Below are 13938 nucleotides of genomic sequence, written 5' to 3'. Positions count from 1 at the left end.
AACCTTTTCATTTACTTGTTTTTCCTTTACTATAGTAAAGAAGAAATATCAAGAAATGAGGAACAATTGATGGCACAGAATCACGTAATTAAAGTTAGTAAAAAAACATTAGCAGAGATGACCACTGTTTATCAACCCAATCGTTTAAATAAAACGGTCCCTTATACTGTCTTTGTGGCCAAGGTTGGTACCACTACCATCACTGCTTATCAATCAGGTAAAGTCATGTTTCAGGGACCTCAAGCTGAAAAAGAGGCCGCTCGTTGGGAAGGAACGAGTACCACACCAAAGAAAAAAATTTCTCCCCAGACTACTACACTGCCTGCTGATTTTGGCAACTGGTCTGTGATAGGTTCCGATGAAGTCGGTAATGGTAGCTATTTTGGTCCAGTAACTGTCTGTGCTGCCTATGTTGACAAAAGCATGATTAGCAAACTAAAATCATTAGGTGTTCGTGATTCCAAAGAATTAACCGACCCACAAATTATTCAATTGTCACATGTCATTAAAGAACTGATTCCTTACAAGTTATTAATCGTTGAACCAAAAAAATACAATGAGATCCAACCAAACTACAATGCTGTACACATGAAAGTTGCTTTGCATAACCAAGCGATTTATCTGTTGCTACAAGAGTTGGCTCCCACAAAGCCAGAAGGGATTTTGATTGACCAGTTCACCCCTGAAAATAATTATCGGAAATATGTTCGTAATGAAAAAAATCAAGTCACTGAAAAATTGTTCTTCGTCACTAAAGGAGAGCAGTATCATGTTGCTGTTGCTGCCGCCTCTATTATTAGCCGCGCTGCTTTTTTAGAAGAGTTAGACAAAGAATCTGCAGAATTGGGTTTCTCTGTGCCCTCTGGTGCTGGCAGCAAATCAGACCAAGTAGCCGCCCGTATTTTGAAAAAAGGCGGCCTAGACTTATTAGCGAACTACGCGAAGCTGCATTTTGCAAACACCCAAAAAGCCCAAAAGTTACTATAAAATAAAAACCAAGCAAAAGTCCCAATGCCGATTAGCGGCGCTGGGACTTTTGCTTGGTGTAAAAAATTATTTTTCAATTTCGATAAACAGGACTTTTAAGTAATTACCTTCTGGAAAATTAGGATTCACTTGAAAGTCTGCCGGTAATTGATACGTGTCCGTAATCTTGTAACGGACATTTTTCTCTTGCAAGGCAGTAATCACCATTTTTTGATATTTGGCTAAGGATAAATTTGCCGCATTGGTTGAGGCAATAAGCGTTCCCTTATCCGTTAAAATATCAATAGAATCTTTCACTAGCTCCCCATAATTTTTAGCAACGGAAAAAACTTTCTTTTTGTTGCGAGCAAAACTTGGCGGATCCAAAATGATCATGTCATAACTCAAGCCTTTACGCGAAGCATATTTAAAGTAGTCAAAAACATCCATGACAATAATCTTTTGCGGGGCAAGATTTAAATGATTGACTTCAAATTGCTCAGTCGTTTTCGGTAAGCTTCGTTTAGCTAAATCCACACTAGTGGTGGCCACGGCACCCCCCATAGCGGCAGCTACTGAAAAAGCACCTGTATAACTAAACATATTTAAGACTGTTTTACCTACTGCAAAACCATCTACTAATCGACCACGAACTTCTTTTTGATCTAAAAAGATGCCTGTCATTAATCCTTCGTTTAAATAGGTAGCAAATTGAACGCCATTTTCAGTGACAAGTAATGGCTCGGGTGCTTGTTCGCCATACAAAAACTGTGATTCGGGTAAATTTTTTGTGGAAAAGCGAATCTTTTCGTAGGCACCAATAATGTCAGGGTAAACTGTGCGAAACGCCGTCAAAAGTTCGGCTTTTTTCTGATAAAGGGTTTCATTATACCATGAAAAAACGGCGTAATCTGCATAGCGATCGATGATTAGCCCCCCAATGCCATCCCCTTCTCCATTAAATAATCGATACGCGGTTGTTAGCGAATCCTTTTCAAAAGACGTCCGCTTCTCACGACTTATTTCAAAGAGTTGTTGAAAAAAAGATTGATTAATTGGTCCATGCCATGACAGCAACCAACCAATTCCTTTATTTTGTTCGCCTAAATATCCTTCGGCTAAACGCTGGCCTTTACTATCAATCAAAGTAAGCCAATCTGTTGGCAACGGCGCCGGCACTTGTTGCAAATCTTCTTTCTGAATTAAAGGATATCCTTTTTTAAATTTATGTTCTGCTTTTTTAGTTACTTGAAGTTTCATTCTGTACACCTACTTTTCAAAGTCCTATCTAGTATAGCAAAAAAAGGCCCATCTGTCTTTAAAGGATTCAAGCTTCACGTCATTTAACGAACTAAAAAGTTTAAGGAAATAGTAAGTTTTCTTTAACATCACCATTCCTCACTTCGGTAAGAATTGACATAAAATTTGTGAAAGAGTAAAATTAAAGCGATATTGTAAAATACGAAATTTACCTAATTTTACTTTTATAGAATCATCGTTTAGAAAGGACGTTTATTTTGAAAAAATTATTTAAAACAAATATTTTGAACACGCGACTGGGGTTATTCTCGCTAATCGCCATCTTACTGTGGCTAAAAAACCTCTTTGCGTACGCCGTTGATTTCCATTTACGTTTGGAAAATATTAACGAGTATTTCATACTCTTAATTAATCCAATTGCCACAACGGTCTTTTTATTAGCCATCGCTTTGTATGTTCGCCGTAAAAAAGCTTCTTATATTACAATGATGATTATTTACTTCTTGATGAGTTTACTGCTCTTCTCAAATGTCGTGTATTATCGAGAATTTACTGACTTCATCACAGTTAATACGATGCTTGGTGCTGGCAAAGTAGCTAGCGGTCTTGGCGAAAGTGCCTTACGTCTCTTTAGACCTTATGACGTCATTTATTTCTTAGACTTCATTATTATTGGCGTATTATTATTAACGAAAAAAATTAAAACAGATGCGCGTCCAGTCCGCGCACGTGTAGCAGTCTCTGTCACACTCCTTTCTGTTGTCTTTTTCTTATTCAATCTATTTATGGCTGAAACAGAACGTCCCCAATTATTAGGACGTCAATTCTCTCGTGACTATATCGTGAAATTCTTAGGCTTAAATGCCTTTACCGTATACGATGGCATTACAACTTACCAAACAAACCAAGTCCGTGCCGAAGCCAGTGCTAACGATATGAAACAAGTTGAAGATTACGTGAAACAACAATATGCGGCACCCGATGATAGTAAGTTTGGTATTGCAAAAGGCAAAAATGTAATTTATATCCATTTAGAAAGTTTCCAACAATTTTTAGTTAATTACAAATTAAAAGATGAAAATGGCGTAGAACACGAAGTCACACCATTTATCAATAGTCTTTACAATAGTAAAAGTACCTTTAGCTTTGATAACTTCTTCCACCAAGTTGGTCAAGGAAAAACAAGTGATGCCGAAACGTTACTTGAAAATTCACTATTTGGTTTAGACCAAGGTTCACTCTTTACACAAGTTGGTGGGAAAAATACGTTTGAAGCAGCACCCGATATTTTAAAACAAACGCAAGGATACACTAGCGCTGCTTTCCACGGAAATGCCGGTAACTTCTGGAATCGAAATGAAACCTATAAACGTTTAGGCTATGACTATTTCTTTGATGCTAGTTATTATGATGTTAATTCAGATAACTCATTCCAATATGGGTTACACGATAAACCATTCTTTAATCAATCCGTTCAATATTTAGAACATTTACAACAACCGTTCTATTCTAAATTTATTGCTGTATCCAATCACTATCCTTATTCTCAATTTACAAACGATGAAGCAGGATTCCCAATTGCAAAAACCTCTGACGAAACAATTAATGGTTACTTTGCAACAGCGAATTATTTAGATAAAGCGGTCGAAGAATTCTTTAACTACTTGAAATCTTCAGGTCTCTATGAAAACTCAGTCATTGTTCTTTATGGCGATCACTATGGGGTTTCTAATTCAAGAAACCAAAACTTAGCAGAATTAGTAGGTAAAACCAAAGCAGATTGGAACGATTTTGACAACGCCAATATGCAACGTGTTCCTTATATGATTCACGTTCCTGGTCAAGAAAATGGTGGTGTGAACCATACGTATGGTGGCCAAGTTGATGCCTTACCAACCCTTCTACACTTACTTGGTGTCGATACGAAAAACTACATTCAGTTAGGCCAAGATTTATTCTCTAAACAACACAATCAAATCGTTGCTTTCCGCAACGGCAATGTTGTAACACCTAAATATACTATTTTAGGTTCTAGCATTTACGATACTAAAACAGGCACTTTAATTACAGAGCCAACCGAAGAAGTTAAGAAAGAAGTCGCTGATTTAAAAGCCAAAGCGACGAAACAATTAGAAACGTCTGACCAAATTACTAACGGTGACTTGCTTCGTTTCTATACCAATAGCGGCTTAAAACCAGTTAACCCAGAAGACTATGATTACAAGAACCAATTGCAACAACTGGAAGCAATTGAAAAAGAAAAAGGTGAAAAATCAACGAGTGTTTACAGTAAAAACAATAATAAATCAACCGTTGATGAATATCACACTGACAGTTATCAAGGCTATCAAAAAACTGGTAAATAAATCTTCAAAAAGCTTGAGCAATTTGCTCAAGCTTTTTTGCTACTTTTTCATAATTAATTCATATTATTTCACTATACTAAAGATAGTTTAGAGAGGTGAAAGTTGATGAGAAGTGTCCGTTACGCTACAGCTAGTAGTTTTTATCATAAAAAAATCACGTTAATCACTGCACTCTTCTTCTTCCTGTTCTCTTTCTTATTGACTGGGCTGTTTAACTTAATTGATTTTGAAAAAGAGTTTTTACGAACGATGCCAGACTTTGTCGATATTGAAAAACAAACTAGTTACCATTACCAACTGATCCAATACTATTGGCACCTCTATCTAGGTAGTGTCATTTTCTTTGGTGTTACTTTTCTTCTGTTGATGTATGTGACATTACGCATAAAAAAGGAAGAAATACATACATGGTATCACATGCACTTTTCAAATATGTATGTCACCAAACAGCTCTTACTAGAGTTATGTTTACCGGCTCTATTAGGAATTTTCAGTTTTTTACTTTTCACTTTAATGTTTCAAGAAACGTATAATACTGTTCTTTGGGCTGCTCGTGATGCTATTTTACAGTGGTCTCATTTGGAAACTCCAGCATTTTTAGCTAAAAGCACCGACCAGGATGTCACGATTACAAATATCCAGCATTTAGGGATTCAAACGATCCAAGCGTTTTCTTTTGATTTTAAAAGTATGCAGTCACTTTATACAATCCGTAACTGCTTTGTTAACTGCTTAATCTTGCTTGGTATTCCTCTTGTTTGCGGGACTCCTTTCACGTTGATTTATTTACGTACACATAAGAAATAAGGGAGGGATTTTCTATGAATGTCACACCATCATTCAAAAAAACAACCGAAAAAAAATCCTCATTCGACGCGTTAGCTTTGCGAGAAGTTTATGGAATCATTTATTCTGCTCCAGAACAAGAACTCGCATTGGCCGATTTTTTCCAAACAAACCAATTAACCATTACTAGGCTTTCTTCTAGTGAAACCTTTTTGCCCTACTTGCCATTAGAAGAAAATTTATTTATCGCTAGTACGATCAAAGAACGGGATCGAAAAGTAGTTCTAGCCGAAGCTTTCCAGGTGTTCCAATTAGAACCTGCCTTACTTGGTCGTTCCTTTACTTCTTTTACGAATTTTGAAAAAATTAAAATGCGCATAATACAACTTTTGCTTTCAAAAACAAGTACGTTAGTGATTGATGATATCTTTTCTTCATTAACGATTGGACAACGTCAAGAAATTTTACCTCAATTAAAAATAGCAGTTCAAAAAAGAAACAAGCGCTTGCTATTTCTGACAAAAGAGCCACAAATTATTGATAGTCCCTATGTGCACCCCCTGTCTCTACATGCGTTATTAAACTAAAGAAAACGTCTGGCACTGATTGTGACCAGACGTTTTCTTTAGTTTTCAGTGATTTCAACATCAGGAAATGAAATAATAAACGTGGTGCCTTTACCAAGTTCACTTTCAACATTGATTTTTCCTTTATGCAAACGGACCAATTGTTGAACGATTGGTAAGCCTAATCCTGATTCTCCATATTTCGTATTTTTACGGGATGGATCTACTTTGTAATAACGATCCCAGATATTCAGAATTTGCTCTTCCGTCATGCCGATTCCTGTATCAGAAATACGGACAATAGTTTCTAAATAGCCTTTTTCTAAAGCAATATGAATTTCGCCATTTTCAGTAAATTGGATGGCATTTTGAACAATATTGACAACTACTTGAACGAAACGATCATAATCGGCATACACATCAATTGGTTCGGTGGTGTCTAAATACAATTGATTACCGGCGGCTTCAGCTTTGGCCGTTAGTTGAGTCACAATATTTTCTAAAGCTTCTGTTCCGTTGAACTTCTTCACAACAATTTGAATCTGGTTGGTCCGAATTTTTTCATAATCAAGATTTTCATTGACTAAGCGAATCAAGCGAGCGGTCTCATTTTGCATCAGTTTAATCGCATTCTCTTTTTGATTTTCAGGAATAGCATTATACTGCAATCCCTCTAACAAGCCATTAATAGTTGTTAAAGGCGTCCGCATTTCATGAGAGGCATCCGCCATAAATTGACGACGGCGCTCTTCTTGCCGATTGATTTCTTCTTGTGATTCTTTTAAAGACGCAGCCATTTTATTAAAATCTTCTGCTAGGTCATCAAATTCATCTTTGTCATGAACCGGTAATTGAATATCAAAATTTCCACTAGTGATTTCTTTGGTGGCTTTACGCATCCGATTAATTCGTTTCACTTGGAAAGTCGCAAATAGATAACTTAGTAACAAGGCAATCACACCAGAAAAAATAAAGCCTTTAATCAAGTTTTGTGTCACGGACTGAACACTTCGGTCAACGTTTTTGGCAGGTTGTGTAATAACTATTGCACCAAGCAGATTATTAGTATTTTTATCACGCACAGGTAGCATCACATAAGCTGAAGTATTCTTTTCCCCATAGATATCAATATTTTCTGTTGCATAAACACGATTACCTTTCATGATTTGATCCCAATTTTTATCGATTAAGGAAAAGTCTAATTTTTTTGTGCTATCAACTGGTGGGTACTGCACTACGCGGTCCTTATTAATAAACACAAATTGCACATCTTGCTTTTGGAGTACACGCTCAGTCAACTGAAATGAATAGGATAAAACATCTCGATCTGAAACACCTGCAACATTAATAAAAAAGTCACGTGTTTCTAAAGCCGATTCTGCATAACCATACAGCTGTTCATAGTTATTTTCTTGCATTGTGCGCTTGGTCAATTGTGTGAAAGACGTCCCGACAATGAGAATAATCAGAGCGATCACACCTATAAAAGCAAGTAATTGTTGATACAAATACTTCATTAAGCAACACCTGAATCGTCGAATTTATACCCTACGCCCCAAACCGTTTGGATGACTTGAGGACCCACTTTTTCAATTTTTTGTCGTAATTTTTTGATATGGGCATCAACTGTCCGTTCATCGCCAAAGTATTGATAGTCCCAAACCAATTCTAGTAGTTGTTCGCGTGAAAAGACTTGGCGTGGTTTTTTTGCTAAAGTGTATAGCAAATCAAATTCTTTAGGTGTTAAGCCTTCAATTAATTGATTATCTAAATATGTTTCTCGTGTTTTCGTATTCATTTTAAAATGATCCGTAATCACATCAAACGTTTCATCTGTATTCTCAGACGTATCATGCGCAGCCTCTGCCACCTCGGCACGACGATGTAGAGCTTTCATCCGTGCAATCAAAGTTAATGGACTAAATGGTTTTGTCACATAATCATCCGCACCCATTTCAAGGCCAATTACTTGGTCACTTTCAGAATCACGAGCGGTCAACATAATAATGGGAACATTGGCTGAAACTTTGCGAATTTCACGACAAACAGCCATCCCATCCATACTAGGTAAGTTTAAGTCTAACGTAATCATGTCCCACTTTTCTGGCGAAGCAAGAAAAGTCGCCAATCCTTCTTTGCCATCATCTTTAAAGGTAGCTTCCCACCCTTCATTTAAGAAAAACATTTGCATCATTTCTGAGACGGATTCATTGTCTTCAATCATTAATATATTCATTTCATTCACTCCTTATTCACTTTTCATAAAACTGCTCTATTGTAGTATACTCTAAAATTGAATTTGTACCAACCGATTCTATATTTCTTCAAAAATCCTTTACAGAACCATCAAAAATCACTTTTTTTCCTGCTCTTTTAAAGAAAACGAAAGGAACCCATTGTCTTTTCAGAAAAGTTTGTTAAAATAACAAGCGTAGAGAGGATGTTAGGGTATGGATAAAATGAAAGCTATTACTTTTTTTGATTTAGATGGAACTTTGTTAGATGGAACATCGCAAATTACTCCTGAGATTACCGCAGCAGTGGCGGCCTTGAAAGACAATCAAATTTTACCTTTAATTGCGACAGGACGGACCTTGTGTGAGATTCAGCCAATCATGAAAGCCAGTGGCATTGACTCAGCGATTGTAATGAACGGGCAATTTATTCATTATGAAGGAAAGACGATTTATTCAGATGAATTTACAACAGAGGAATGTGTTTCACTGCATGAACATGTCAAACAGCGTGGTCATGAATTGGCTTTTTACAATGAGCGCCGTATTTTTTGTACAGGGCATACTGGCACAGTGAAACAAGCCTATGATTATATTCATTCAGCTGTTCCAGAAATTGATCCCACAGGTTATGAGAATGATGCCGTCAACATGATGTTGGTCTTAAGTCAACATGGCGATGATGATGAATATTACTATGAGCGGTTTCCTGAATTGACCTTTTATCGCAATGGTCCTTTTTCAATTGATATTGTTCGTAAAGGGGTCTCTAAAGGCTCTGGTGTCAAAAATCTTTTTAACACCTTGGGATTAAACGGCATTCCCACTTATGCCTTTGGTGATGGCATCAATGATTTGGCGCTGTTTGAGGCCTGTGATTATGGAATTGCCATGGGTAATGCGCGAGAAGAACTAAAAGAAAAAGCCACCTTTATTTCAACTAAAAATACTGAAAATGGCATTGTTAATGGCTTGAAAAAATTTGATTTACTATAAGAGAAAACTACCTTCTTCTATTGATGTACTTTAGAAGAAGGTAGTTCTTTTGTATGTTCATTTTTCTTTTTCTGCTGTGCACAGAGAGCTACTCCCACTACTTGAATCAGCAAAATCGCTCCCAACAAACAACTTAATACGATGTTTCCTGATAGGATTGTTCTTCTGATTAAAATAATTAATACAACACTGCTAATTCCGTAGAGTAACCATTGGTTGTCCATTTTTATTGACCCCTTTGTTTTTCTATGTTTAGGATAGGATGTTTCCTACTAAAATGCAAGGAAAGATCCTAGATTCTTACAACTAACCCATAATTTTTACTAATTCCTTATTTGTTTTCATTTATTCTTAAGATTCGTTTCATTTTTGTAAAAAATCACACTTTTTTTCTATCTCTGTTTTAAATTGCGTACAGTTCTTAAAAAAAATGATACACTAAAAGTGAACTCGAAATGAAAGGAGCCATTCCTTTGGTTAATAGCGAAAAAAGAAAACAATTAATTATTGATACATGCATTTTAGCTGGAAAAATTATGCTGGAAAGCGGATCTGAAGTATATAGAACCGAAGATACAATTACTCGGATTGCTACAAATGCTGGCGAGCCAGAGAGCGTTTGTTACACGACGGCTACAGGGATTTTCGTGGGCTTTCGTTCCAGTAATTATACGCAATTAGAAAACATCCCCCAGCGCTCGATTAATTTGGAAAAAGTTAGCCTTGTCAATCAATTATCAAGAGAATTTGCGCAAAAGGAGATTACTTTGCCAGAGCTTTATCAGCGCTTAACTCTATTAGAAACAGATACCCCCACTTTTTCAATTTCGTTACGCTTGTTAGCAGCCGGGATTGTTAGTTGTACGTTAATGTACATTTTTGGTGGCACTTGGCAAGATTTTATTGCAACTTTTTTTGTTGGCGTGATTGGGTATGCCAGTTATCTTTTTACCCAAAAGTTATTCCAAGTTCCTTACCTCGATTCATTCGCAGCCGCTTTTGTCATTGGTTTGTTGGCCTATTTGGCTGTGCATTTTCACTTAGCGGTCAACATCGATAATATTATTATTGGTGCGGTAATGCCGTTAGTTCCAGGTGTGGCGATTACGAACTCTTTTCGCGACATTTTAGCGGGCCACCTCATCAGCGGGACGGCGCGAGGGACAGAAGCTATTTTTATTGCTGGGTCTGTTGGCCTGGGAATTGCCTTGATTTTTAAATTATTTATGTAAGGAGTGTTCAAATGGAACTAATTTTTCATCTTCTCTTTAGTTTTTTAGCGACTGTGACGTTTGGTATTATTACGAACATTCCTCGTAAAGCACTGGTGGCTTGTGGCATTACTGGCATGACAGGCTGGATGATTTATTATGTCTTAACGCAAACTTTTGATGCTAGTCAAACCTTTGCAAACTTTTTAGGAACGGTCGGGTTAGGAATCGCTAGTATCTTTTTTTCCCGTTACAAAAAAATGCCGATGATTATTTTTTATATTCCGAGTTTGGTTCCTTTAGTGCCAGGAGGCCCTGCCTATCAAGCAGTTCGGAGCATTTTGTTAGGAAATATTGATGACGGTTTGCAGTTGATTTTAAAAGTTGTCTTTACTGCTGCAGCCATCGCAGCGGGCTTTATGGTGACCTCGCTACTGGAACGAATTGTCAAACGTTTTTTTCCCAAGCGACTCTTCCGATTGGTCAAAAAATAAAAAAACAAGCTCATTTTCTGAGCTTGTTTTTTTATTCTACTTCTTCAAAGAACAGCAACAAATCTTGTAGCGTTAATTGTGCTTTTTCAGCAGCGTTTAAATCTTGAACAATTTTACCTTTTTGTAAAACAATTAAACGATTGCCATATCGTAAAGCATCTTCCATTCGATGGGTAATCATCAAACAAGTTAAGTTCCCTTCTTCAATCCGTTGTTCCGTTAAGTGCATCAACTGCTTGGATGTTTTGGGATCTAAGGCAGCAGTATGTTCATCTAAAAGTAATAATTCTGGTTTTGTGATAGTGGCCATTAATAAACTTAAGGCTTGGCGTTGACCGCCAGAAAGGTTACCTGTCGGTGTATCCAGATGATTTTCCAAGCCATTGCCAACTTCTTGACAGATTTTTGTAAACAAGGCGCGTTGCTCATTTATCTTCCGTAATGTTAAGGGACGTTTTTGTCCGCGTTTCATGGCAAGCAATAAATTTTCTGCCACAGTCATTCTTGGAGCTGTCCCCATTTTAGGATCTTGAAAAACACGCGCTAGAGATTTGGCCCGTTTGACTTCAGAAAGATTGGTGCGATTGACTCCTTCAATTAAAAATTGTCCTTCTGTTAGTGTCAAAGTTCCTGCTAAACTATTGAATAGCGTACTCTTGCCTGCGCCATTTCCACCTAAAACAGTAATGAAGTCCCCAGGATAAATGGCTAAGTTCACATGATCCAAAATCACTTTTTTTTTATTCATCCCATTATCAATGATTTTTGTCGCATTTTTTAATTCAACAACTGGTTTCATTTCGTTTCCCCCTTATCAGAAAAGCCGTGTAGTCGTAATGCTTTTTTCAATTGTGGGATCATTAAACAGATTGCTAAAATCACTGCTGAGAAGATTTTCAAATACGTCGTATCAAAGCCTAATTTAATCACTAATAAAATCAATAGTTGATAAATAATACTCCCTACAACAATCGCCATCAGCCGTTCACCAAACGTTAATTCTCCAAACAGTACTTCACCAATAATGAGTGAAGCCAAGCCAATCACAATGACACCGGTTCCTTTACTTACATCCGCATATCCATCATTTTGGGCAATCAAAGCGCCAGATAAGCCAATCAAGCCATTCGATAAAACCAATCCTAAAATTTTCATGCGATCCGTTTGAATGCCAATCGAGCGAGCCATTTCTTCATTGTCACCTGTCGCAATATAGGCTTGTCCTAAACTAGTGTTAAAGAAAAATAACAGTAAAATCATTACCACAGCCAAAACACTAATCCCTAAAAAAATAGTATCATAATAATCTGGTAAGGCCATTTTTTGAAAAACATCTTGAATCTTCGGTTGGTTTAATAAAGACTTATTTGGCGACTTCATCACAAATAAAATCACGGAATTTAAACCAGACATCACTAAAATTCCTGCTAAAATAATTGGAATTTTTCCTTTTGTAAATAGTAAACCAGTCACTAAACCGGCAAGCATTCCTGCTCCGACCCCTAAAAGAGTCGCTACAAATGGTGAAACCCCTGTTGTAATGGCAGTTACACAAACCGCCCCTCCTAACGGAAATGAACCTTCTGTGGTCATATCTGGAAAATTTAAAATACGATAAGTCATAAAGATACCTAGTCCTAACAAGGCCCATAACATTCCTTGTCCAATTGCTGAAACAATCATCGCTTCTCCTACTTTCTTTGATAATTAGTTAATCAATTTCGATTTTTTTGCTAACTCTGCGGGAATCGTAATTCCTAACTTTTGAGCTTGTTTTTCATTGATAATTGTGTCGCCTGTATTAAAGGTATAAATGGGGGTAGTTGCTGGTTGACTTTTTCCAGACAGAACCTCTGCTGCCATTTTGCCGGCTTGTACCCCCAACGCATGTTGATTAATCCCTACAGTTGCTAAACCGCCTTGTTCTACCATTGTATCCACCGAAGGAATAATCGGCGTCTTGGTTCGATTTGCTTCTCCGACTACCGTTTGCATGGCATTAGCAATCGTATTATCAGTTGGTATATAAATCACATCTGTTTCCTTAGTCATCACTTGAACCGTTTGTGCAATTTCATTACTTGATGGCACAGCATATGTTTTCACTGTCAATCCTTTGGCTTCAGCTGCTTTCTGCGCTTCAGCTACTTGGTATCGAGAGTTTTCTTCTGAGGAAGCATAGAGAATACCTATTTTTTTGGCAGCTGGTATCAATTCTTTTAGTAAATCCATCTGGGCTGACAAAGGTGATTGATCACTAACACCCGTGATGTTACCGCCTGGCTTTTGATTGTCTTTCACCAATCCAGCACTAACAGGGTCCGTAATGGCGCCTAAAATGATTGGGATTTCTTGGGTAGTGTTGGCTAACGCTTGCGCAGCTGGCGTGGCGATTCCAATTAAAACGTCTGCCTTTTTTTGTACTAATTGTTGACTCATGATTGCTAACTTACTCTGGTCGGCTTGACCATTTTGAAAAATAATTTCTAAGTTTTTGCCTTTGTCATAGCCATTTTCCTTTAACCCTTCCTCAACACCTTTATAAATTTCATCCAATGCGGGGTGACTGACAAACTGCAAAACCCCTACAGTAACTGTTTCTTTCTTTGAATTCGTCACTTTTTGATTCACAAAAAAAGCACCAATTAAATAAATAGCTAATAAAGACACGACAAACGTTAAACATTTATTTTTCATTTTGCATTCTCCTAACTGCCCTTTTGTTTGGCAACTTTTTCTTTTTAATAATAAAACCATTATCTATAGGGCATTTCTTCCGTTGAAAGTGAAACTGAGATTCGTAATCCTCTGCTTAGTCAAAATCCTAGGAACACTTTTTTACAAATGTCAGGATTTAGCTGCGACGAGGATCGCAACTTTGGTGAGAATCGCAGAAGCACTTTTTCTACGATTGGGACAACGTTCTCTTCGCTCACCTTGTACTACTCATCACTCTTAAAGGCCAAACTGCGGCGAGTAAGCGCAGCCTGCATCTACTCTGTCACTTCGTGCCAATCGTAGTACTTGTCAGGATTTAACTGCGACGAGGATCGCAATTT

At 37.3% G+C, this 13938-nt stretch carries 14 protein-coding genes; 7 read left to right on the top strand and 7 right to left on the bottom strand.

Annotated elements, in window-relative coordinates:
• Positions 1–69 precede the first annotated feature (69 nt).
• Entirely contained in the window at positions 70–987 is a 918-nt protein-coding gene (rnhC, locus tag IGI63_RS01085; protein WP_104845531.1) for a ribonuclease HIII, read from the top strand.
• A 66-nt stretch (positions 988–1053) separates the two neighbouring features.
• Here the strand turns inward: rnhC and IGI63_RS01080 are convergent, their stop codons facing one another.
• On the bottom strand, positions 1054–2226 hold the full coding sequence (locus IGI63_RS01080; RefSeq protein WP_002377725.1) for a class I SAM-dependent rRNA methyltransferase: 1173 nt from the start codon (positions 2224–2226) through the stop codon (positions 1054–1056).
• A gap of 257 nt (positions 2227–2483) precedes the next feature.
• Here IGI63_RS01080 and IGI63_RS01075 point away from each other — a divergent pair, with 257 nt between their 5' ends.
• The 3 genes from IGI63_RS01075 (at position 2484) to IGI63_RS01065 (ending at position 5965) form a co-directional block, all read left to right on the top strand.
• Positions 2484–4592: an LTA synthase family protein gene (locus tag IGI63_RS01075; protein WP_002357869.1), complete on the top strand. Its 2109-nt coding sequence runs from the start codon at positions 2484–2486 to the stop codon at positions 4590–4592.
• A gap of 105 nt (positions 4593–4697) precedes the next feature.
• Positions 4698–5399 (top strand): hypothetical protein, encoded by a 702-nt coding sequence (locus tag IGI63_RS01070; protein ID WP_002360505.1) that lies wholly within the window; start codon positions 4698–4700, stop codon positions 5397–5399.
• A gap of 14 nt (positions 5400–5413) precedes the next feature.
• Positions 5414–5965: a hypothetical protein gene (locus IGI63_RS01065; RefSeq protein WP_429975155.1), complete on the top strand. Its 552-nt coding sequence runs from the start codon at positions 5414–5416 to the stop codon at positions 5963–5965.
• 38 nt (positions 5966–6003) lie between these two features.
• Here the strand turns inward: IGI63_RS01065 and IGI63_RS01060 are convergent, their stop codons facing one another.
• Positions 6004–7461, bottom strand: a complete 1458-nt coding sequence (locus IGI63_RS01060; RefSeq protein ID WP_002407008.1) for a sensor histidine kinase — start codon at positions 7459–7461, stop codon at positions 6004–6006.
• Positions 7461–8180, bottom strand: a complete 720-nt coding sequence (locus IGI63_RS01055; protein ID WP_002381953.1) for a response regulator transcription factor — start codon at positions 8178–8180, stop codon at positions 7461–7463. The genes IGI63_RS01060 and IGI63_RS01055 overlap by 1 nt, the downstream gene beginning before the upstream one ends.
• Before the next feature lie 214 nt (positions 8181–8394).
• Here IGI63_RS01055 and IGI63_RS01050 point away from each other — a divergent pair, with 214 nt between their 5' ends.
• Positions 8395–9174 carry a Cof-type HAD-IIB family hydrolase gene (locus IGI63_RS01050; RefSeq protein WP_002363786.1) on the top strand — a complete coding sequence of 260 codons (780 nt, stop codon included), beginning with the start codon at positions 8395–8397 and terminating at the stop codon, positions 9172–9174.
• A gap of 17 nt (positions 9175–9191) precedes the next feature.
• Here IGI63_RS01050 and IGI63_RS01045 read toward each other — a convergent pair whose 3' ends face one another.
• Entirely contained in the window at positions 9192–9398 is a 207-nt protein-coding gene (locus tag IGI63_RS01045) for a hypothetical protein (protein ID WP_002357875.1), read from the bottom strand.
• Positions 9399–9629: 231 nt separating this feature from the next.
• Here IGI63_RS01045 and IGI63_RS01040 point away from each other — a divergent pair, with 231 nt between their 5' ends.
• Positions 9630–10406, top strand: coding sequence for a threonine/serine exporter family protein (locus IGI63_RS01040; RefSeq protein WP_002363785.1), 777 nt, complete (start codon positions 9630–9632; stop codon positions 10404–10406).
• A gap of 11 nt (positions 10407–10417) precedes the next feature.
• Positions 10418–10879, top strand: a complete 462-nt coding sequence (locus IGI63_RS01035) for a threonine/serine exporter family protein (RefSeq protein ID WP_002357877.1) — start codon at positions 10418–10420, stop codon at positions 10877–10879.
• Between the two features lie 31 nt (positions 10880–10910).
• Here the strand turns inward: IGI63_RS01035 and IGI63_RS01030 are convergent, their stop codons facing one another.
• From IGI63_RS01030 to trpX, 3 genes are read right to left on the bottom strand one after another with little or no spacing between them, the layout of a single operon-like run.
• Positions 10911–11678, bottom strand: coding sequence for an ABC transporter ATP-binding protein (locus IGI63_RS01030; protein ID WP_231432957.1), 768 nt, complete (start codon positions 11676–11678; stop codon positions 10911–10913).
• Positions 11675–12562, bottom strand: coding sequence for an ABC transporter permease (locus IGI63_RS01025; RefSeq protein WP_002357879.1), 888 nt, complete (start codon positions 12560–12562; stop codon positions 11675–11677). The genes IGI63_RS01030 and IGI63_RS01025 overlap by 4 nt, the downstream gene beginning before the upstream one ends.
• 24 nt (positions 12563–12586) lie before the next feature.
• Positions 12587–13576 carry a tryptophan ABC transporter substrate-binding protein gene (trpX, locus tag IGI63_RS01020; protein ID WP_429975154.1) on the bottom strand — a complete coding sequence of 330 codons (990 nt, stop codon included), beginning with the start codon at positions 13574–13576 and terminating at the stop codon, positions 12587–12589.
• Between the last annotated feature and the right edge of the window lie 362 nt (positions 13577–13938).

This window comes from Enterococcus sp. DIV0086, from assembly GCF_050498705.1.
In the GTDB taxonomy this organism is placed as follows: domain Bacteria; phylum Bacillota; class Bacilli; order Lactobacillales; family Enterococcaceae; genus Enterococcus; species Enterococcus faecalis.
Note: the sequence above shows the minus strand (reverse complement) of the source record. Positions and strands in the feature narration are given on the sequence as shown.